The 19,986-nt window shown below is 55.9% G+C and carries 16 protein-coding genes; 10 read left to right on the plus strand and 6 right to left on the minus strand.

Features of this window, described 5'->3' with window-relative positions; translation table 11 throughout:
• Positions 1 to 30: 30 nt before the first annotated feature.
• Together LOC70_RS18010 and LOC70_RS18015 are read left to right on the plus strand one after the other, a co-directional pair.
• Positions 31 to 225 carry a hypothetical protein gene (locus LOC70_RS18010; RefSeq protein WP_230255374.1) on the plus strand — a complete coding sequence of 65 codons (195 nt, stop codon included), beginning with the start codon at positions 31 to 33 and terminating at the stop codon, positions 223 to 225.
• Between the two features lie 68 nt (positions 226 to 293).
• Positions 294 to 1,109 carry a sensor histidine kinase gene (locus LOC70_RS18015; protein WP_230255375.1) on the plus strand — a complete coding sequence of 272 codons (816 nt, stop codon included), beginning with the start codon at positions 294 to 296 and terminating at the stop codon, positions 1,107 to 1,109.
• A gap of 13 nt (positions 1,110 to 1,122) precedes the next feature.
• On the opposite strand, the gene LOC70_RS18020 is transcribed toward LOC70_RS18015, so the two are convergent.
• The gene (locus LOC70_RS18020; RefSeq protein WP_230255376.1) at positions 1,123 to 1,302 is read right to left on the minus strand and encodes a hypothetical protein; all 180 of its coding nucleotides are present in this window, start codon (positions 1,300 to 1,302) and stop codon (positions 1,123 to 1,125) included.
• Positions 1,303 to 1,333: 31 nt separating this feature from the next.
• Here LOC70_RS18020 and LOC70_RS18025 point away from each other — a divergent pair, with 31 nt between their 5' ends.
• The 3 genes from LOC70_RS18025 (at position 1,334) to LOC70_RS18035 (ending at position 4,172) form a co-directional block, all read left to right on the plus strand.
• Positions 1,334 to 2,443: a redoxin domain-containing protein gene (locus LOC70_RS18025; RefSeq protein ID WP_230255377.1), complete on the plus strand. Its 1,110-nt coding sequence runs from the start codon at positions 1,334 to 1,336 to the stop codon at positions 2,441 to 2,443.
• Positions 2,444 to 2,660: 217 nt separating this feature from the next.
• Positions 2,661 to 3,605 (plus strand): thiamine-phosphate kinase, encoded by a 945-nt coding sequence (locus LOC70_RS18030; protein ID WP_230255378.1) that lies wholly within the window; start codon positions 2,661 to 2,663, stop codon positions 3,603 to 3,605.
• Positions 3,606 to 3,659: 54 nt separating this feature from the next.
• On the plus strand, positions 3,660 to 4,172 hold the full coding sequence (locus tag LOC70_RS18035) for a glycine cleavage system protein H (protein ID WP_230255379.1): 513 nt from the start codon (positions 3,660 to 3,662) through the stop codon (positions 4,170 to 4,172).
• Between the two features lie 52 nt (positions 4,173 to 4,224).
• Here the strand turns inward: LOC70_RS18035 and LOC70_RS18040 are convergent, their stop codons facing one another.
• The 3 genes from LOC70_RS18040 to LOC70_RS18050 form a co-directional block, all read right to left on the minus strand.
• Positions 4,225 to 6,441: a sialate O-acetylesterase gene (locus LOC70_RS18040; protein ID WP_230255380.1), complete on the minus strand. Its 2,217-nt coding sequence runs from the start codon at positions 6,439 to 6,441 to the stop codon at positions 4,225 to 4,227.
• A gap of 75 nt (positions 6,442 to 6,516) precedes the next feature.
• A complete protein-coding gene (locus LOC70_RS18045) occupies positions 6,517 to 7,359 on the minus strand; it encodes an SDR family NAD(P)-dependent oxidoreductase (protein WP_230255381.1) in 843 nt (280 codons plus the stop codon).
• 81 nt (positions 7,360 to 7,440) lie between these two features.
• Positions 7,441 to 8,730 carry a DUF6807 domain-containing protein gene (locus LOC70_RS18050; RefSeq protein ID WP_230255382.1) on the minus strand — a complete coding sequence of 430 codons (1,290 nt, stop codon included), beginning with the start codon at positions 8,728 to 8,730 and terminating at the stop codon, positions 7,441 to 7,443.
• Here LOC70_RS18050 and LOC70_RS18055 point away from each other — a divergent pair.
• The 3 genes from LOC70_RS18055 (at position 8,724) to LOC70_RS18065 (ending at position 13,269) form a co-directional block, all read left to right on the plus strand.
• Complete coding sequence (locus LOC70_RS18055) at positions 8,724 to 10,718, plus strand: DUF1549 and DUF1553 domain-containing protein (RefSeq protein ID WP_230255383.1); 1,995 nt, start codon at positions 8,724 to 8,726, stop codon at positions 10,716 to 10,718. The genes LOC70_RS18050 and LOC70_RS18055 overlap by 7 nt on opposite strands.
• A gap of 158 nt (positions 10,719 to 10,876) precedes the next feature.
• Positions 10,877 to 12,184: a DUF1501 domain-containing protein gene (locus tag LOC70_RS18060; protein ID WP_230255384.1), complete on the plus strand. Its 1,308-nt coding sequence runs from the start codon at positions 10,877 to 10,879 to the stop codon at positions 12,182 to 12,184.
• Between the two features lie 11 nt (positions 12,185 to 12,195).
• Entirely contained in the window at positions 12,196 to 13,269 is a 1,074-nt protein-coding gene (locus LOC70_RS18065; protein ID WP_230255385.1) for a DMT family transporter, read from the plus strand.
• Here the strand turns inward: LOC70_RS18065 and LOC70_RS18070 are convergent.
• Together LOC70_RS18070 and LOC70_RS18075 are read right to left on the minus strand one after the other, a co-directional pair.
• Complete coding sequence (locus LOC70_RS18070) at positions 13,266 to 14,699, minus strand: sulfatase-like hydrolase/transferase (RefSeq protein ID WP_230255386.1); 1,434 nt, start codon at positions 14,697 to 14,699, stop codon at positions 13,266 to 13,268. The genes LOC70_RS18065 and LOC70_RS18070 overlap by 4 nt on opposite strands.
• Positions 14,700 to 14,782: 83 nt before the next feature.
• Positions 14,783 to 16,456: a sigma-70 family RNA polymerase sigma factor gene (locus LOC70_RS18075; RefSeq protein ID WP_230255387.1), complete on the minus strand. Its 1,674-nt coding sequence runs from the start codon at positions 16,454 to 16,456 to the stop codon at positions 14,783 to 14,785.
• 696 nt (positions 16,457 to 17,152) lie between these two features.
• Between LOC70_RS18075 and LOC70_RS18080 the strand changes: the two genes are divergently transcribed.
• Together LOC70_RS18080 and LOC70_RS18085 are read left to right on the plus strand one after the other, a co-directional pair.
• Positions 17,153 to 18,835: a hypothetical protein gene (locus tag LOC70_RS18080; protein WP_230255388.1), complete on the plus strand. Its 1,683-nt coding sequence runs from the start codon at positions 17,153 to 17,155 to the stop codon at positions 18,833 to 18,835.
• Between the two features lie 12 nt (positions 18,836 to 18,847).
• Positions 18,848 to 19,948, plus strand: coding sequence for a hypothetical protein (locus tag LOC70_RS18085; RefSeq protein ID WP_230255389.1), 1,101 nt, complete (start codon positions 18,848 to 18,850; stop codon positions 19,946 to 19,948).
• Positions 19,949 to 19,986: the final 38 nt, after the last annotated feature.

The raw sequence follows: 19,986 nt of genomic DNA on the forward strand, positions 1-19,986 counted from the left end.
GCGACCCATCGAGATCGTTCGGGGAATGAAATGAGCGAGCCAAATGTTTTAGCTGCGACGATCCTTTTCGTCGAGGTCGTGGGGCGTCGCGGCATCGGAGTCGTGACCGGGATGAATATTCTGGTGGCACAATCGGCAACGTGCCGAAGGAGCGATACAATCGGCAGCGAAGTCGCTCAATCCAAACCGCCGAATGATTCGTTGATTGAATTCGTCGGCGGTTGAGGCTTCGACCAGCCGCCAGCCGAATTCGTTGACCACCGGCTCCGATCCCTTCCGACACGCACTCCACGATGTCTGAGCATTCATTCTCCAGCCGTGAACAAGCCTTCCCGTCCCCGGATTCCGGTGCGGACTTGGGGGGCGGCCGCGCGAATCGCTCACGAGAGGAGGCTCGGCACGAAGCGGAAATGAGGGAGGTCCGGGGCCAGTACGAAGAATTGGCGGAACTGGCCGGTTCCCTGGCTCACGAAATCAAGAATCCGCTGTCGATCATTCACATGAACATCGATCTGCTCAGCGAAGATTTGATGGAGATCGAGTCACCGTCGAGCCGTCGATGTCAGAACCGAGTCGATATGGTTCGCAATCAGTGCGAACGCATGGAAGGGTTGCTGCGGGACTTTCTGAGATTTGCTCGATTGCGGCACATCGATTTGGTGCCTGGAAGCCTGAATGATCAGGTGCAGCAGGTGCTCAACGCCTATCAGGCACAAGCGGATTCACAGGACGTCGAGCTGCAGCGATATCTGGATCCTGACCTGCCCTCCATTCGGCTGCACAGCGATTCGCTGCAATCCGCGCTGATGAATTTGGTGAAAAACGCGTTGGAGGCCATGCCCGACGGCGGCCAACTTTGGGCCAGAACCTATAGCACCCGAGGCGGTGTGAATTTGGATTTGATCGACACCGGAACCGGCGTCGACGACAACACCGTCCTGCACATGTTCGAACCGTTTTACAGCACCAAGGACGGCGGATCGGGTTTAGGGCTTCCGACCGCTCGGAAAATCATTGAAGCGCACGGTGCACGCATCACGGTCCAAAGCGAAATCGGACGCGGTACGAAATTCAGCCTCCAGTTCCCGGTGCCTGCCCGCCTGGGCTGAGCTAATTTCAGTCTTAGAGAGCCGCTTCAATTTTCAGGTGCAATAAGCGGCGGTCGTTGGGTGCAAACAACCATTGCCGTTGGGGGACGGGCGGCAAGCTGCGGAACGGAGGAGCAGCCAACCCCAATGAAGTCGACCAAGCGGGCCACTCGGCGGATCGGTCCACGCTGAAGGACCGATCGACGCGAAACATTCTTTTCATTTCCTCATCGTGAGACTCTGTGATGTCGGCTCGTTCACTTTGGATGATGACGTTTTGGGTGTTGGCCTTTGGAACTACCGTGGGCCTTCCAGGCGACGTCTCAACCGTCAATGCGGCGGAGGACACGGAAACGCCGGCTCAGCCATACGTCTTGCAAATGATTCGTGATGATTCGGTTCATGCAGAGCTGCAGCTGTCGACGGAACAGGTCGATCAAGTCTACGAGGCATTGGCCGAGGTCGATCCCCGTTGGTGGGTCAATCGGATCGCCCCGCAGCCTCGACAGCAAAACGAAATTCGCGAACTGACGTCGCTGCTGAAACAGCGTTTGTCTGGCATTCTCAACGCGGATCAAATGAAGCGGTTGAATCAACTGGAAAAGCAGGCCGCGGGAACTCGATTCGTAGTTTTGCCCGACGCTGCCGAAACGCTCGGCCTCAGCGAAACTCAAGTGACGCGACTGAAAGAAACCTTCGCAAAAACCGATGAGGAAGTCGCGAAGTTGCAGAAGCAAGTCGCCAGCAAAGAAATTGAAGCCAGCGATGCAGCGAAGGACGTGGCTGCAATTCAGTCGCGTGAGCGTCAAAGTTTGGTGAGCCAACTGTCACGCGACCAACAGGTGAAAGTCGGTTCGATGTTGGGGAAGACCTTTGACTTTTCCAAGGTGAAACGCACCTATCCGCGAGCACCTGAGTTTGTCTTGGAAGGTGCCCAGTGGATCCAGGGCGAGCCGGTGCGGATGGAAGACCTGCGGGGCAAAGTTGTGGCGGTGTACTTCTACGCTTTTCAGTGCATCAATTGCCAACGCAACTTCCCGCACTACGAAGGGTGGCATCAAGATTTGGCCGACGAGGGATTGGTGGTGATCGGAATTCAGACTCCAGAAACCCCGGCGGAACGAAGCTTGGACCGCGTGACAGAAGCCGCCAAGAAGGACGGATTCGAGTACCGCGTTTTGTTTGATGAAAAGTCCGGTAACTGGCGTTCTTGGGGCAACACCATGTGGCCAACGACTTACCTGGTCGACAAAGACGGTTTCATCCGCCGTTGGTGGCAGGGCGAAATGAATTGGCAAGGAACGCCTGGCGAGCAACAGATGCGGGAAACCATTCAGCAATTGCTGGCGGAGTGATCTCAATCCAGTTTTTATTGCTGAGCTGAAAGCTGCCGAAACGTTGGGAGCAATCTGAGTCTGGGCCGCCTGCTGATAGGCGAACGGAACGTTGACGACAGGCGGTTGCACGAAACGCGTGGGCTTATCAATCTGATGTGCCGCGTTCCGATGTCCCGTTTGAGACGCCGTTTCACGGCCCGCAACCTCCCCGCCCATAGCCCTTCAGTGATCCAGCATGGAACAGTCTTTTCTCGCCTACCTTCGCGGACGCACCCGTCAACTTCCGCAAGTGGCCGTGGGCATTGGTGATGACGCGGCGGTCATCGATTGGCCGGAACCGTCCGTTTCTAACGGGCTGCAGCAGATCGCCTGCACGGATCAAATCATTGACGGTGTCGACTTCCGTTCGGATGAACAATCGCTGGTGGACATCGGTTTCAAATCCATGGCGATCAACCTGAGCGACATCGCCGCGATGGGGGCTCGACCCGCTTCGGCTCTCGTCACGTTGGCATTGCCCAGCGACAACGCGACCGAGATTGCTGGTGAAGTTTATGAAGGCATTTTGGAAGCCGCCCAACGCTATCAAGTTGCGGTTGCGGGCGGAGATCTGTCGACCTACGACGGTCCGCTATCGATCAGCATTACGATCCTGGGATGGGCCGAGCAACCTTGGTTGCGCAGCGGAGCTGAGGAAGGTGATGCGTTGTTCGTCACTGGGGCACTCGGGGGAAGTTTGCTTGGCCGCCACTTGCGTCCGGAACCTCGCGTGGAACTCGCGGCAAAACTCAATGAGACAGTGAAGGTGCATGCTGCGATCGATGTCAGTGACGGATTCAGTTTGGACCTGGATCGAATGCTGGCCGCCAGCCGCATGGGAGCGGAGCTCAGTTTGGAGTCGCTACCGATTTCGGACGCTGCTCACGAATTTGCAAAAACGAGCGGACGCACGCCGTTGCAGCACGCATGGAGCGATGGCGAAGACTTTGAGTTGATCTTCTGCGTTTCTTCGGAAGACGCCGAAGTGATTGAAAAGACGGATTGGGGCGTGCCCGTGACCCGCGTCGGCAAAGTTGTCGGACGCACGGGGCTGTGGAAACGGGTCGAAACCAGCAAGTTCGAACGAGTGTTTCCTCAAGGCTTTGTCCACGGTGAAACGGACACGGCCGCCGCAGAGTGAGCGAAGTCAACGCGGGGTGAGCAGAGCCAGCTTGAGCCAAACGATCGGGGAATCATGAACGAAAACGAATCCGCTGCTGAAGACACGTTCCTTTTCGCGATGGGCGAATTTGAGGCGTCTTTTCCGAGGGGCTATCGCTATGCAAAGAACCACATGTGGGCCGCCCCGTCTCCTGATCAATCCGCGGTGGACGATTCAAAAAAATGTGTCTGGAGATTCGGTTTGTCCGCTTACGCGGTGCGGCTGTTGCAGGATGTTTATTTTCTAGACTGGATCGTCGAGCCTGGAACGTTGCTTCAACACCGCAAGACCATCGGATCAATTGAGAGCAAGAAAGCCGAAAGCGATTTGTTCTCACCGATTGAGGGTGAGTTGCTGTGTATCAACGAAGCTGCGATGGATGAGCCGTCCGTGATCAACGCATCGCCGTATCAGGACGGGTGGCTATTTGAGATCCTCGGTGCAACCACCGACGAACATCTGCTCGCGTCGGAGGCGTACGCCGATCATTTGAATGAAGCGTGGGAAGTGGCTCAGCGAACCATCAAGGGCCAAGCCAATCACTGATCAGAACGATTGGTCAAAATTATTGATTTGAACCGCTGATCAAAACCGCAGTTCAGTTCGCTGGACGAACAAAGACTTTCAGCGATTTCGCTTCGTACTGTGACGCGTTGCTGGTGAAGGTCCAATCTTTGTGCTCGCCCGAATGATTGCCGATCCCTAGGTCGGCACCGGTTCCGCTCTTCCAGTTGTTGATTGCGAAAATTGTTTGTTTGGCGTCAACATGGTGTACTTGCATGCATCCGTAGCCTTCCGTCGGCGGCCCGGGTTGATCTCCGAAATCAAACGCGGTTCCCGAGGCACCGGGCACTTTGTCGCCGTTGCTTGGGCTGTAGTTGTTGGGCCAAAACTCAATGCGGCCGGAGGTGAGGTTTTCGCCAGACTTCACGGAGTCGTCACTGCAACGCACATTCATGCCGGAGACGGATTGATGGAAAGCGGCCTCGGAGGTGACCGTTGGGACACCGATTTTCTGAACGTCGTCCGTGAAAGCATCCATGCTGACAAACACGGAACGAGTCTCGCCATTGGGCGATTCCAAAGTGACGAGATAGGCAATTCGGTTGAAGTCACCAACGGACGACGATTGATCGACTTCGTACTGAATGTTGGATGCAAGTTTGCCCAGGTCCAACTCGTAGACCAGATCGTACTGATTCAGTTCGGGGATGGTTTGCGCGAACGAGGGAACCTCTCCCATTCGGAACGCGGAAACGGGCAAGCCCGACTGGCCTTGCAAATTGGGTTCGGCGGTCTTGTCCCACGCGAATCGCATGGCGACGGGATGAGCCACCTTAGGCGACGACAACACGATGTCATTGCCATCGATGACGGCATCCGCTTTTTGAAAACCGCCGGACTCGGGGCCAATCAATTCAAACCAATCCGGCGTGTTGCCATCGCGGGTTTTCAGCGCGCCGCCGGTGTTTCGGAAACTCAGTCGCAGTTTTTCACCCTCGATGTTCATCGCGTCCGCTTCCGGGCTGTTTGCCTCGATGGCTTCGCGTCCGTAATCGTATTTCAAAGCGAGGTTAGCCAACCGAAGACCGACATCTTGTTTGTTTGGCGGGTGAATGTCACCGACCGTCGCGATGTCATTGGTCACGACCATCGCGGTGTTGGGAATCTCCTGAGCCATCGCTTGAGCTTCCCAAAATTTCGCGAGGATCGTGCCTGACTCATTCCCATACTGATAGGGAGCGATCTGCACGAAATAGAACGGGAAGTCACCCTGGTTCCAAAGTTGCCGCCAACCGCCGATCAACGCTTGCATTTTGGTTTTGTAGAGCATGCCTTCGCGATGATTGGCCTCGCCCTGATACCAGATCGCACCTCGGATCGGCATCCGCAACAGAGGATGAATCATGCCGTTGTACAGCGTGGTTGGTTGGCCGCGATCCGTGAACGGAGTGAGTGAATTCGGGTAATTCGGGGCCGGTTCGAGGTGCGACTTGCTGGCGAGAGCTTGTTCGGCTTTGGCGACCCACGCCTTGCTGCGTTGCAGGTACCGAGAAAGGGTTGCTTGGTAGATTTCCGTACCGGGAGTCCGTTCGATGATGGACTTCGAGATGTCGGACAGCTCGGGCAAACCTTCAAACCCAACCGGTGGCGTCCAGGGCTCGATCCGAGTCCCGCCCCATGAGGAATTGACCAATCCGATAGGGACCCCAAGTTCCTTGTGCAGTCGACGAGCCATGAAGTAGCCCGCGGCGGTGAATTGGCCGGCGGTTTCAGGTGAGCACACCTGCCAGGGTGCATCAGCGTCCGATTGAGGTTGGGGAGATGCCGTTCGAGGAACCTTCATGTGACGGATCATCGGGTAATTCGCGGCCGCGATTTCGGCCTCCGCGTTGACGCTGGATAGCACTCGCCATTCCATATTGGATTGCCCCGAGCACAACCACACCTCACCGACCAACACGTCGTTCAAGGTGATTTGATTCTTGCCACGAATGTGGATGGCGAGTGGAGTTTCGCTCGCGTCACGCGAGGGCAGTTCGACAAGCCAGTTACCATTTTTGTCCGCAACGGTCTTGGCTGAGTCATCACCGATTTGGACCTCCACGGCTTCGGCTGGCTCCGCCCAACCCCACATGCGAATGGGTTTCTGCTGCTGGACGACCATGTGATCTGTTAGGAATCCCGGAAGTTTGACATCGGCTTGCAAGGACGGCGCTAGGCTCAAGCTCAAAACCAAACTAACGAGGAAGAAAAGCCTTTGCGGGATGGTTCGGCGTCGTGGACGAGACGGTGAAGATTGAGTGTTCAACATGGTGTATACGTCAGGCAGGAGAGCTGGGACGGAGGGAAATGGGGAAAGAAAATGGGAGGGAGTAGGCGAGTATGATCAGGTTGGGGGCGGATCCGGCTGCTGCCAGGTGCTCATTCCGCCGTCGACCAACAGAGTTTGTCCATGAACGTGTTCCGCAACGTCGCTGATCAGAAAAATCGCGGCTCCGACACAGGCATCCGGGGAAGGCACCTGGCCGTTGGGTGTGTGGGCCTGCATCCAGGATTCGACTTTGCGGTCTTGGTTCACGATGTCGGTGAGCGGAGTGCGAACCAGACCGGGGGCCATCGAGTTCACGCGAATTCCGAGCGGCGCAAGCGAAACGCAGAGTGATCGAACCATCGCCGCGACAGCCCCTTTGGACGTGTCATAGGCGGTGTGATCAGGTTCCGCCAAAAATCCATTGATCGAACCGGTGAACAGCACTCGGCCGGCGTTGGAATCCGCCACCCAACGTTTCGCGAAAGCTTGGGTCAGAAAGTATCCCGCGGAGACGTTCAAGTTCATGGTCTTCTCGTAACGCTCCGCCGTCATTTCCAAGTATGGCACGTCGATGAATGTTCCAGCGTTGTTGATCAACGTGTCGCATCCCGGCAGGACTGCATCGATTTGCCTCATTAAATCGTCGAGCCAAATCGTGGGCGGTTCAGAGAGGTCCGCCAGCAACAGCTCCGCCCGCCGCCCAGTCTGTCGACAGGCGTCCAGGGTGGCTTCTGCCGCGGCATCTCGACGAAGACCAATCAGGACGACATCGGCACCAGCAAGTGTCACGCCTCGCGCGATCGCCGCACCGACGCCCTGCGTCCCCCCGGTGAGCACGATCCGCCTGCCATCCAAACGGAAACCATCGGGACGGAAGGCGAATGGATCCGCTGGGGGCTGAGTTGGGTCCGAAGGCATGGACAACCTGAGGCGAGACGAAACGGGCAAAGAAACAAGCAGCGACGGGGTGACGCTGCAAGACGGGAGATCACGCTTCGCTCAAAACGACGGCTGGGTATCCGCGTAGTCAGCAAAGTGTTGCTCCGACTTTTCGCGATCGAAGCCGCCGTCGTGAAGGACGATTCGGAAATGCAGGTCCATGTGTTCTCCGTCAGCGATCTTCACCCCGTCATACTCAGGCTGGCCAAAGTGGTGACGCCCAAATGGGTTGGCGGCGAACAGACCGTAGGTGCGGACGTGCCAGTAGCATTCCTGCAGTTGGTTCTCGGGATGATAGAAGATCGTGATGCCGGCGTTGGGCCACGTCGAAGGATCATCCGAGTCCGATTGCATGATGGGGCCGCTGTAGTCGACCCAAGAAGAAACTTTGCCCCAGGCCTCGCCGTCTTTAAGTCCTTCCGCGTTTTGTCCCGTGCCGCCAAGCTTGGAGTCGACCTTCATCGTGCCCGCGACTCGAACGCCCAGCGTGCCTTCTTTTGTGTCACCAAAGACGACGTCACCGTCGGTCGCTTTTAAACGCACGTCCAAATCGATGACCGTGTCGCCATGTGATTGCGAGAACGTCCAACGACGTTGGTCGCTGAGAACGCGTTTGCCTTCGGGATGGTTCCAATCGTTCTCGGTGGTGATGACGACTCCATTCTGAGTTTGGCTTTTCGTCATCGAGGTCTGCACGACGTAGCCGGTGTGCGGGGTTGGCTTGTCGAGCCAGAAGTCCAGGTCGTTCACGATCCCGTGTGTGAACCATACCGAACGATGGTGATGGTGGTCATCTTTTTCGTACTTTCCTTTCTCTTGCATCGGGTAGTCGCGGGTGAGCGGCAAGCCGGATGGCGAGAGCAAGGGGTAGAGGCCTGGCGTGCCTTCGAGACTTGCGTGGTGGCGTGCGATCAATTTTCCACCGTGAGATATCTCCACATCCATTTGTTGGGAGGCTTTATCATCGGAGGCGACTTCCCGAGCGTCCCAGGCCGATTGGGTTGCGGCGGCGTTTGGTGAATCAGCTGAAACCGTTTGCAGGCTGATCGTTGCAAACGACAGCGCGGCCATCAGGCAGGCAAGCCCACGCGAACCCACTGAGGTTCGGATTTGTGAATCGGATGAAACGATTGGAAGGAAAGCCTTCAGCGAAGGGCGAAGACGTTGTGGCTCAGATTGAGTGCTGGCGGGGCCAAATGGGTTCATTGTCACGTTGTGTGCGTTTGTTTGGAGTGCGTCGTCGGACTGTAGGGGCATGTTGTACCAACCTTCCCCCGATGTGGTGGCGTTGTTTTCCACGTCGTTGGAAGTCGATGGATTATGATAGAGAGGGACGGGGCCGGATGCCATCTTTTCTGATTTCAGGGTTGTGCGGAGCCAATGTGATGAGCCACCGACGTGGTTGGAATTTGCTAATCGCTTTCATCGGCGTGCTGTGGTTGGGGGCGTCGCCCGCTTTGGCTCAACGAGCCAACAAGCGGAATGTGAAACAAGCGTCCGCCGCAACCAAGATCCGGTTGCCGGAAAGCGTTCGCACCAAACAGCGTGTCGACATGGACGTGGCACCCGTTCGCGAATCGAGTCGTGAGGAGATTCGATACGCGGCGAACGAACTCGACACCCTGATCGAACGTGAGTTGTTGGCCGAAGGCATTGCACCCAAGGAACTGGCGAGCGACGAGGTGTTCCTTCGCCGGGTTTACTTGGACGTGGCAGGCCGAATTCCGACGTTGGAAGAGGCTCAGCAATTTCTCGAGTCGACCTCAAAGACACGCCGCGAGGAATTGATCGATCGGTTGTTGTCCAGTCCTGATTACGTCAGCCATTCTTACAACTGGTGGGCCGACACGTTGCGGTTGGTGGATCGACCACAACCGAACTTGGTCGCGGATCCATACAACGGATACGTCAAACAGAGCATCGCTGAAAACAAACCGTACGACAAATGGGTCTACGAGATGCTGACGGCCAGCGGCAAAGTTTGGGACAACCCCGCGACAGGGTTTCAGTTTCGTGACGACGGCATGCCGCTTCCCTACATCGACAACACGGTGCGAGTCTTCCTGGGCACGCAAATTGGCTGTGCTCAATGTCACGACCATCCATTCGACGAGTGGTCGCAGTATCAGTTTTATCAGCTCGCTGCTTTCACCGCGGGCACCAGCACTCGCATGCGAAAAGGCGACCCCGGTTACGAGAAAACCAATCCGGCCAATGCCCTGATCAATCAAGGCAAGGAACACTTTGACAAAGGACGCGTTCCCGGCGAGTTTCAACGGTTGACGCGGGCCAACACCTACGTGGTCAGTGAGAAGCCTCGCAAGTTGCGTTTGCCCCACGACTATGCCTACCGCAATGCCAAGCCCAAAGACATCGTTGAGCCAGCGGTTTTATGGGGCGAAGTCCCTTCGTCCGCCAAAAACGCGACGCCGCGAGAACAATTTGCCGCGTGGGTCACCAGCCCAGAAAACCCACGGTTCAGCAAAACCATCGTCAACCGAGTTTGGAAACGTTTGATGGGCGTCGGGTTCGTTGAACCGATCGACGATTTTCGCGACGAGAATGTGTGCGTCAATGAAGCGGCCATGGATCACCTTTGCCGAGAATTGGTCCGTCGTGGATTTGATTTGAAAGAGCTGACTCGAATGGTTCTTTACAGCCAAACGTATCAACGTCAGGCGACGGACTATGACATCACCAGCGGCGAGTTTTATTACTTCCCTGGACCAACCGTTCGTCGGATGACCGCGGAACAGGTTTGGGATTCCATTTTGACTTTGGCGGTGAACAACCCTTGGCCGTTCCAACGTCCCACCGCGGAAGAGATGCGTCCGGTAATGGATCTGGATTTTTCCAAGGTAGACTTCGACGAGGTGAAGAAACGTTCGGAGCGATTCAAGGAGACTTACTTCGCTTCGGTTTACAAGCGTGGGCTGAACCAGCACGCCTATCAGCGAAACATTCTTTGCCGTGCCAGTGAGTTGCCATCGCCGCTGCCCAACGATCATTTCCTGCGGCAATTCGGCCAGGGCGACCGCGAGGTCATCAATGGTTCGCAGGACGAGGCGACCGTGCCACAAATTTTGGCAATGTTCAATGGTCCGATCACGCATGTGATGTTGGAACCCGGATCGGCGCTCGTGGACAATGTCTTGAAAGTTAGCAACACCAAGAAACGCATCGACGCGATTTTCCTGAGTGTGTTGACTCGCAAACCATCCGCGGACGATCGAATCATTGCTTCTCGAGAGTTGTCCAGCCGGAATCTCTCCGGTGTTGGGTACGGCAACATCATTTGGGCGCTGCTGAACACTCGCGAATTTTTATTCATTCAATGAGCGAAAGCTTGCACGCAATCCATGTCTCCCGAATTTCCCAAATTTCGCGACTAGCCGATTGCTCGAGCCGCTGGCGATCGCAATCACCAGTTTTTGATTGACCTTCATCATCCACCTCCATTCTTTTCACCCGCGTATCCCCACCGCGAGATCGAATCATGGCCGGAATCGAATTCACTCTGGAAGACCGCCGTCGCTTCATCAGTCGATTGGCAAAGCAAACATTGGGCGTGTCCTTCGCTGGGGGCGTTTTGGGCGGTCCATGGTGGGATGAATTGTCTCCATCGGCGCGGGCCCATGCCGCGTCGGCTTCATCGAAGAAAGCCAAGCACATCATCTATCTGTTCATGGATGGTGCCATGTCTCACCTGGACACCTTTGATCCCAAGGTGGGTGTGGAGGAAGCGGGTGAGACCAAACCGATCGCCACCCGTGTGCCTGGCATTCACTTTGGCGACCGATTTCCAAAGCTCGCCTATCTCGCCGGCGCGATCGCGACCGTACGCTCGTTGTCAACGGAAACCGGTGCGCACGAGCAGGGGCGGTATCTGATGCGAACCGCCTACAAACAAATCAATTCAATTCAGCATCCCGGGATGGGGGCTTGGATGGTTGATCAGCAAGGACGAACGAACCAGGAACTGCCTGGTAATTTCTTGATCGGCAGTGGTAACCGGCATCCGGGAGCCGGATTCTTGCCTCCCGCTTTGTCACCGGTCCCAATCGCCAATGTCAATTCAGGTTTGCAGAACATCAAGTTACCAAAGTACCTCGATGAGAAGTTGTTCTACCGGCGATTGGCGTTGGCAAACCGCTTTGACAAATCGTTCCAATCAAGCCGTAAGAACAACGATGTCGAGGCTTACAACCAACTGTATCTTGAGACGCGAAAGTTGATGGGCAGTGAGCACCTCAAGGTGTTCGATCTGAACGAGGAAGACGGCAAAGTCCGAGACGCGTACGGCAGGAACTCATTCGGACAGGGATGCTTGCTCGCACGTCGATTGGTTGAGTCGGGAGCCCGTTTTGTCGAGGTCAACTTTGGTGGCTGGGACATGCACCAGGACCTCTACAATCGATTGGATGAGAAAGCGAGCCAAGTCGACGATGGGATGGGAGCCCTCCTGCGGGATCTGCATTCCAAAGGACTGCTGGATGAAACCTTGGTTGTTTTGACCACGGAATTCGGTCGCAAACCAAAGCTGAATGCGAACGCGGGACGTGACCATCATCCGGGCGTGTTCTGCAGCTTGTTGGCGGGGGCCGGGATTCGAGGCGGTCAGGTGTTGGGGGCGTCAGACAAACACGGCAGTTATGTCGACGATTACCAAGTGAGTGTTTCTGCATTCAATAAAACCATCGCAGCGGCGGCAGGATTGCCGCTGGATGAGGAGTTCTATGCACCCAACGGGCGTCCCTTTAAGATCGGCGGCGATGACGATCCCATCCCCGAACTGCTCGCCTGAAACCGAACGCTTTGACCGAATCTTCCCATCTGGTTTCGTATCGTCGTGCCGTGATGGCGTTGGTTATCGTCAACGTGTTGTGGGGTTCATCGTTTCCTTTTATCAAGACGTTGAACCTGCTGACGGATCAGCATTTTGGCGTGGACGAAGCGACCGCGTCCGCGTCGCTACGTGGGGCCGCGTCCGCATGGATGATCGGGTTGCGTTTTGCGGTCGCCCTCGTCTTGTTCGCGATGATTCGCCGCGACGTGATCCGGCGTTTGCGAAAACCTGAGCTTCTCGCGGGAACGGTGATCGGTGTTTTCTTCTGCATCGGGATGGTGTTGCAAGTGTCCGGACTGTCAACGATCCCGGCATCTCGGAGCGGGTTTCTGACCAGTCTGGCTGTCGTCTGGACGCCCATTTTAGCAACGGTGTTTGAAAGACAACGACCCCGCGCGGTCGTTCTCTTAGGCGGCGCGATTTCGCTGGTGGGCGTTTCGATTCTGACCGGCTTGCTCGGTTGGTCCGGTGGCGCTCCACGGTTTGCTTCGGACGGATTCAGTCACTGGAAAACGGGCGACACGTTGACGCTATTAGCGGTCTTGTTCTTCAGTGCACAGATCGTCGCGGTGGATTGGTTTGGCAAGCGTTTGGATTCCCTCGCGTTCACGCCGTCCATGTTCGGGACCACCGCGGCATTGTCGTTAATGTTTTTCGTCTTCCTTCAACCGAACATTCCAGAGTTGGGCGAGGCAAGTTCCGCTGGCGAAGGCTGGGTTTCGTTGACGACCCAGTTGCCATTTTGGGGACTGATTCTGCTGCTGTCGATCTTTCCTTCGCTGATCGCGTTCTCACTGATGAATCGGTATCAGCCGAGCGTGACGCCAACGCAGGCTTCTGTGCTCTACACCTTGGAGCCTTTGATGGCTTCCGCGTGGGCGATGTTCGTTCCCGCGTTGCTCAGTCGTTGGTGTGGCGTCGACTATCAGAACGAACACCTCACGCCGCAGTTGTTGTGCGGCGGTGCGGTGCTGCTGCTCGCGAATTTTGTGGCGCTGTGGCCGACAAAAACTTCGCGTTCGACGGGGGAAGCGTCTGCCTAAGAACCAATTAGTTCGGCAGGCAATACCAGTTCATCACCGAGTGATGTTTGCAAAATTTGTAGTTGATCAAACAAGTCCTTCACGATGGCAGCCATGGCGGGGTTCGCAGCGAGGTCGTGTTGTTCGAGTGGGTCATTTAGCATGTCAAAAAGTTGAACGGTCTTGGCTTTGGGAAACACAATCAACTTGTATTGCTCGGTCCGGATGCTCCGTTGCAGATCCAGGTAAGCACCGTAGATCGTTGGGTAAGCCGAACGTGCTCCATTCATCAATGGGAGCACGCTGTGGAAATCGATATGAGCGGGTTTTTCGATCTGTGCAAGCTCCAAAGTGGTCGGCATGACGTCTTGCAAATAAACAGGCTCTTTCACTCGACCGCCTGCCTGCACCCCGGGGCCTTTGACCAGAAACGGCACTCGAACGCTGTGGTCGTATGGGTTTTGCTTTCCAAGTAATCCATGTTGGCCAACCGCCAAGCCATGATCGGCGGTGAAGAAAATCCAGGTGTTGTCGGCTTCGCCTGATTGGTCGACGGCGTCCAGGATTCGTCCAATCATCGCATCCATGTGTGTCAACAAAGCGTAATATTCGCGGCGATGAACACGCACCGCGAATTCCGTGCGTGGAAAGGGCGCGAGTCGCTCGTCTCGCAACGAACGTCCGCAGCCAATTTCTTCGGCATAGGGGTGCAAAGGCTGGTAATTCTGCGGGACCAAGATCTGTTCCGCCGGGTACTTGTCCAGGAATTCCTGAGGAGCTTGGCGAGGATCATGTGTGGCGTTGAATGCGAGATACATGAACGTGGGCTCGTCATGTTCCGCGGCATCAGCGAAGAAATCGTCCGCATGATTCGCGACGACTTCGCTCCAGTGAGTACCGCCTTCCCAAAAACCTCCCCATTTCGGATCCGATGGGGACCATGGATCGGGCTGGCCTTCGATGGGACGGTTGTAACCTTCAGGAAAGTCTTTTGGCATGCCCGGCCGAACGTCACGCACGACGTCAAACGATTTCTGTGCGTTGGCCCGGCAGTGCCATTTGCCGGTCATGTACGTTCGATAGCCGGCGGCCTTCAGCATCTCGCCCCACCAGCGGCCTTCCTCACGTTCTCTTTCTGACTGTTGATAGATCTCTTTCGCCTGCCAGACGAAACGTCCTGAGTTCAGCATGGTGCGACTGGCCAAACAAACCGCACCGCTCCACGAACCCATGTTGTAGGCGTGCGAAAACGAGGTGCCCTCGCGTGCCAAGCGGTCCAGATTTGGCGTTTCCACCTCCTCATTGCCCAATTCTGCGATGGAATCAAAGCACAGGTCATCAGCAAAGATGAAGATGATATTGGGCCGGTCGTCAGCCGTCAGTTGTGGCGAACCGAAGACACAAAAAAGCGTGCCCAAGAAAAGGCACGCTAGCGAACGCAAGGAAGGCATGGGCGTGGGGAGCTAGGTGGGATGTGGGATGGGAAAGTTCCCAGTCTAGCTGAACGCCTTTGCTTTGGGTGGTTCTATGGAGTTCAGCTCGCACCCAATTCCACATCGATTTTGGCATCACGGGCTGCGTCACGAAGCTTGCTCAGTGCTCGAGCCTCAAGCTGCCGCACTCGTTCCTTTGTCACGCCCATTTCCTCACCGACTTCCTTCAGAGTCAGCGGCTCGACGCCACGTTGCAGTCCGAAGCGGGCGCTGATGATCTTTTGCTCCCGCTCGTCCAATCGATCCAGGATTCGTGCCAGCTCACGCTGACGTTGTAGCTGGACCGTTTCCTCCAAGTACGGATCCAAACGCTCGTCTTGGTGGGCGACGAACATCTCGTCCGGAGTCGCTCGGAAGCGATCGCGGTGTTTGAATTCGTTCGGAATGGTCCGAGCGAAGTTTTTCATGATCGCCCACGATGCATACGTGCTGAACTTGTTTCCGCGGGAGTAATCAAACTTCTCCACGGCACGGATCAACGACATGTTGCCGTCACTGATCAGCGAAAAGAAATCTTCCGCCGAAGCCACATGGCGTTTCGCGATCGAGACCACGAGACGCAGGTTGGCCTGGACGATCTTATTCTTGACCTTCACCGCCTCTTCGTAGAGCGATTGGATTTGGTCCATGACACCAGCGTCCATCTTGTCCGCATCGGTCAACGACTGACGCAGCTTGTTGGCTCGGTGCTTCAGGTAATTCATCTTGCGGAACAAATGGCCTTCTTGTTCCCGCGTCAGCAACGGAACGTCGTAGAGCGCGGCCAAGTAGCTGGGGAGTTCCGACGGTGCACGAACTTTGCGAGCGTTTTCCGACGCGGGCATTTCAGCCAGGTATTCGCTTTCACGCGAGGTGTCTTCAAAGTCCTCGTTGTAGATGTACTCCAAAGGCATCTCCAGCAACTGCTGCATTCGAACTTCGTTCAAGATGCGCTGAATGCTAGTGCGAGTGCGTTTGAATCGTTTGCACAGTTGTGGGATGGTCGCGCCGTGAATTTGCAATTGGTGGATGACGCGTTTGTCTTCGTCGCTGAGCGTTTCGCGATGGTGAGGAAATATCGCCAACTGGCGATTTCGCGAATCGAAATTCTTCAGCGTGTACCGAACCGTTTCGGGGGATCGGTGCATGATTGAGGCGATTTGCTGGATCACTTCAGCGAAGGTGGCACCACCTTCCACCAATTGACGGGCACGTTCGACCATCTCGGTCTTTTCGCCGTCGGTCAGTTGGCTGAAGCGTTCGCCGCGACGGACCTTTTCGCGGTTGTTGGCGATGAAGCGGTCGACGCTGCTGTTGAGGAAGCCGACACGTTTCCGTTTGCCGAACAGGAACTTCCGACTGACCAAACCCGCATCGCGCCAACGGCTGATGGTCTTGGTGGAAACGTGAAAATTACGGCTCAAATCGGCCACGGTGTGAACATGCTCACCGGCTTCGTCGGCCCGAATGTCCGCCGCGTCCGAGAGGTCTTCGATCAACAGACGCAGATCATGAGCCAGGTCGGCCGAGGCGATCGTTTGGCGAAGCGAGGATTCGGGGCGGTAATTGGTGATGCGGAACGTAACGTAATCCAAGGAATAATCGCGATCGGGTTGAATCTCCGACAGCAATTTTTCGGCCAACAAGGACTGCTCGATCTTCTTGGCACGGGGGCTGAACCGAGCCAATTGGTCGCGAAGTTCTTTGATAGCAATGTTGCGATAAGACGAATGCATGTTCTTGGTTTCCCAATACAGAACTGTCCGTGCCGTTGTCCTTGCGACCCCGGCGGGTCGTCAGCACGTCAATTCAATTTGCCCGGGGGCCACCTTATCCGTAAGGCGATCAGTCAGATCGGGCAGAGAGATTTCGTTTCCGTGATCAGCCGTGACGCTGGACGAAAATCCTCCTCTTTCTCACCACCCGCTCATCCGACGCGACTCCGTGCCACGTCAGTTGAGGTGCAACGTGCTTCGACGACTCCTGGAAATTCACTCGTCGCTGAAATTCGAGGCACCTCGTGGGCTGCCATGATTAGAGCGTTTGTTCTTGACGAGAGTTCACCAAGACCAACGTGGGACGCGAATTTGACGAGTTTTTTCGTCAGATGCATTCCGCCAAGTTTCCCCCGTCGACCTAAATCAACGAGAGCAACGTGTGCGGTCTGCGTGGCGACCTTGCCCGAATCAGGACAAGGAAGCAGTAGTGAAATTTCCGGACCAAAAAGTCGCCGGGAAAACGAAAAATCAATTTGACTTTGCAAGTGTCTTGCAAAACGCGGTGTTTTTGCTTGCACAAAAATTCGAGACCAACTGGAAGTGTCCTCGTCGCTGCCAAAAATGTGCAAACTTTACAATCACTTTGAAACTTTGGCAGTCTCACATTGAGAATCGAGTCCGCTGGCGTCAAAACCGGTCAACCGGAACAACCGGATGAGCCGAATGAACGAGATGGGACCACTCTCGCCGAGTGATCGCACCATTTCGACTCTGACCATTGCTGGACTGAACATGACGAATTCGACTCCCGATCATGATCTTTCGAATTCCTGTCTCGGAAGCCGCCGCGCTTTCTTCGCTCGAATGCTCGCCACCGGGGCCGCCGTTGCGGCGGGGCCAGTGGCACTGGACAGATCAGTTCACGCCGCGAGGCCGGGACAACAAGACGCGATTCTGCGTCCCAATCTGGATCGGGATTTGTTCCGAGTCCGCATGGAAATGGATGTCAAAGGCAATGTGAACCTGACCAAGGATCCGTTGCTGGCTCAAACGGCCGACAAACCGACCAAGCAGCAGTTGCCGATCACCGCCAAGGTGGCGTTGGACTTCGAAGAACGCTATCTGCGTCCGGAACAAGTCGATCGCGAATCACCCATCATCGCGGTGGAACGACATTACCACACCGCCGAAGGTGTCAGCCGATTGAGTCGCTTGGATCAACGCACTGAGTTGCGTGGTGGCTTGGGGACGATCGTCGCACGTCGCGATCAATTGCCCGAGGCGATTTACGCGACGGATGATTACCTGACGCACGATGAGTTGGACCTGTTGCGAACGCCACTCGCCAGCGTTGTCGTGGACCGATTGGTTCCGACGCAAACGCTTCGTCTGAATGAAAAGGTGGAACTCGACAAGGACGTCCTGGCCTCCGCGTTCAATCTCAGCGGCGTTGCTCAAAGCGACGTGGAGATCAGCTTGGTCTCCAACGATTCGAAGAATGCGAAGTTGCAGTTTCAGGGCAAAATCGACGGCTTTGCCAACGGTGTCCCGACACAACTGCGAGTGCTGGGCAAGCTGACCTATCAACACTCCGAACGTGCGGTGACTTGGGCGGCCGTCGCGATTCACGAGACCCGTGAAATCGGAATGGCAGAGCCTGGGTTTGATGTCACCGCCACGATTCGAATGATCCGCAAACCGCTTCCGTCGGTTCAGTTTCTGTCGAAGAACGCCGTCGCCGTGGATTTCGATGCACCACCGCCGGCTGATCGGCTGCTGATGGCCATCGATTGCGAGAAAATTGGTGTTTCAGCGCTACTGGATCGTCGCTGGAAGATCATGCAGGACGGCGCCGGCCAAGCGGTTTTGCGAATGATTGAAAACGAACAGAGCATTGCGCAGTGCAATCTGCGGTCGCTTCCGAAGTATCCCGCCGGAAACCAATTGTCGCTGGAGGCCTTCGAAGCTGACGTGCAAAGGACGCTGGGCAAGCAGTTTGGCCAGCTCGTTCGATCCGAGGAGCAGCTATCCGATTCCGGTTTGCGCGTTTTGCACGTGAATGCCACTGGTGAGGTGCAGGGAATCCCCATCCAGTGGATCGTGATGCATTTCAGCGACGAGACCGGCCGCCGAATCCAGGCCACACTGACGATGGACAGCGAAAGCGTGAACAAATTGGACGGTTCCGACGTTCAATTGGCAGCCTCGCTGCAGTGGGATCGTCCCGGAGCATTGGATTCCGAAGAAGCCACAGAAAAATTGGGCCGCGAGGGAACGGAAACAGCTTCCTCGGGCAAGCAGCAATTAAGATTAAGTCCGGCTGCATCGTCTGGACCGGGCAACAATGGTCCTGAGCATATCATCTCAGCCAGTGATCTCCCCTCGTCCAAACGTTAACAACGGCTTTTCATGTTGACCTTTGCCACCGCTTCCGCATCCAGCGCCGGTTCCGCCAAACGCTTTCAATGCGTTTGTGGCGCCGAACGAGCCTGGGTTTCCTTGGGTGATCGCGTGCACCGCCGACTTTCCGCCCTCGTTGTGGCATCGATGGTCGTTTGGGGGGCGAGCATTTTCTGCCCCAGCCCTGTTTTCTCGCAAGAATCCGATGCGGATCCCTCGACGCAAGTTCAGACCGAGTTTGCACCGGGAGTGGTGACCGTCATTCCACCCGCTCCCGACCCGAAGGAAACCTTCGACGGACCGCTCACGCTGCAGTCGTTGGCTGACAGTCACCCGGAAATCAGCTGGCAAACCGACGATCATCCCGACGGGGAGCCGCATTTCGATCCTCGTTCAAGAACGCTGGCCGAAATGGCCAAGCAAGTGATTTTGCGTCGCGAAATTTATTGCTTTGAGTTTTCGTTCAAACCTTTGCGTCAAATGTACTTGGACGTTCCTCGTCCTGACGGTCGGATGCAGCGGAAGTTGGTACACTACATGGTGTATCGAGTTCGCTATCGGGGGGGCGATTTACGTCCCGCATTTGATGATCCCAAGAATCCGATTTACCAACGAATCGAATCGGTCAGCTACAGCTCACGCCGATTCTTCCCGATGTTGGTCCTGAAGGATCATGAATCTGACCGCAAATACGTCGATCAGATCCTGCCGATTGCAAAAGAGCGAATCGCGGTCCGTGAGCAAATCACGGCTCCGCTGCACAATTCGGTGGACATCAGCACCGTGAAAATCCCTCGGACCACGGACGAGAACGCTCCGGGAGTCTGGGGCGTGGCGACTTGGGTGGATGTGGAACCCGGTTTGGATTTCTTCTCAATCGACGTGTTCGGATTGACGAATGCATTCCAGCAAGACGGCGAAGGCGACGAGGCTCCGTATCGGCGCAAGGCTCTGACGCTGAATTTCTATCGTCCCGGCGACGCGATGGACCAAACCGAGGACCGAGTACGCTTTGGCGTGCCGGCCTATTCGGATCCGGAAGAACAAAAATACACCCTGGATCAGTATGGGCTGGAACAACGACTTGATTACAAGTGGTCGTTCCGCTAATCTCTCGCCCTCTCAAAAATCCACATACACTTTTCACT

The sequence above is a fragment of the Rhodopirellula halodulae genome (assembly GCF_020966775.1).
GTDB classification, from domain to species: Bacteria; Planctomycetota; Planctomycetia; order Pirellulales; family Pirellulaceae; genus Rhodopirellula; species Rhodopirellula halodulae.

Excerpts from the sequence above, each read along its gene's own strand:
- LOC70_RS18010 (WP_230255374.1), top strand. The coding sequence starts at position 31 with ATGAGCGAGCCAAATGTTTTAGCTGCGACGATCCTTTTCGTCGAGGTC.
- LOC70_RS18015 (WP_230255375.1), top strand. The coding sequence starts at position 294 with ATGTCTGAGCATTCATTCTCCAGCCGTGAACAAGCCTTCCCGTCCCCG.
- LOC70_RS18020 (WP_230255376.1), bottom strand. The coding sequence starts at position 1,302 with ATGTTTCGCGTCGATCGGTCCTTCAGCGTGGACCGATCCGCCGAGTGG.
- LOC70_RS18025 (WP_230255377.1), top strand. The coding sequence starts at position 1,334 with ATGTCGGCTCGTTCACTTTGGATGATGACGTTTTGGGTGTTGGCCTTT.
- LOC70_RS18030 (WP_230255378.1), top strand. The coding sequence starts at position 2,661 with ATGGAACAGTCTTTTCTCGCCTACCTTCGCGGACGCACCCGTCAACTT.
- LOC70_RS18035 (WP_230255379.1), top strand. The coding sequence starts at position 3,660 with ATGAACGAAAACGAATCCGCTGCTGAAGACACGTTCCTTTTCGCGATG.
- LOC70_RS18040 (WP_230255380.1), bottom strand. The coding sequence starts at position 6,441 with ATGTTGAACACTCAATCTTCACCGTCTCGTCCACGACGCCGAACCATC.
- LOC70_RS18045 (WP_230255381.1), bottom strand. The coding sequence starts at position 7,359 with ATGCCTTCGGACCCAACTCAGCCCCCAGCGGATCCATTCGCCTTCCGT.
- LOC70_RS18055 (WP_230255383.1), top strand. The coding sequence starts at position 8,724 with ATGCCATCTTTTCTGATTTCAGGGTTGTGCGGAGCCAATGTGATGAGC.
- LOC70_RS18050 (WP_230255382.1), bottom strand. The coding sequence starts at position 8,730 with ATGGCATCCGGCCCCGTCCCTCTCTATCATAATCCATCGACTTCCAAC.
- LOC70_RS18060 (WP_230255384.1), top strand. The coding sequence starts at position 10,877 with ATGGCCGGAATCGAATTCACTCTGGAAGACCGCCGTCGCTTCATCAGT.
- LOC70_RS18070 (WP_230255386.1), bottom strand. The coding sequence starts at position 14,699 with ATGCCTTCCTTGCGTTCGCTAGCGTGCCTTTTCTTGGGCACGCTTTTT.
- LOC70_RS18075 (WP_230255387.1), bottom strand. The coding sequence starts at position 16,456 with ATGCATTCGTCTTATCGCAACATTGCTATCAAAGAACTTCGCGACCAA.
- LOC70_RS18080 (WP_230255388.1), top strand. The coding sequence starts at position 17,153 with ATGAGCCGAATGAACGAGATGGGACCACTCTCGCCGAGTGATCGCACC.
- LOC70_RS18085 (WP_230255389.1), top strand. The coding sequence starts at position 18,848 with ATGTTGACCTTTGCCACCGCTTCCGCATCCAGCGCCGGTTCCGCCAAA.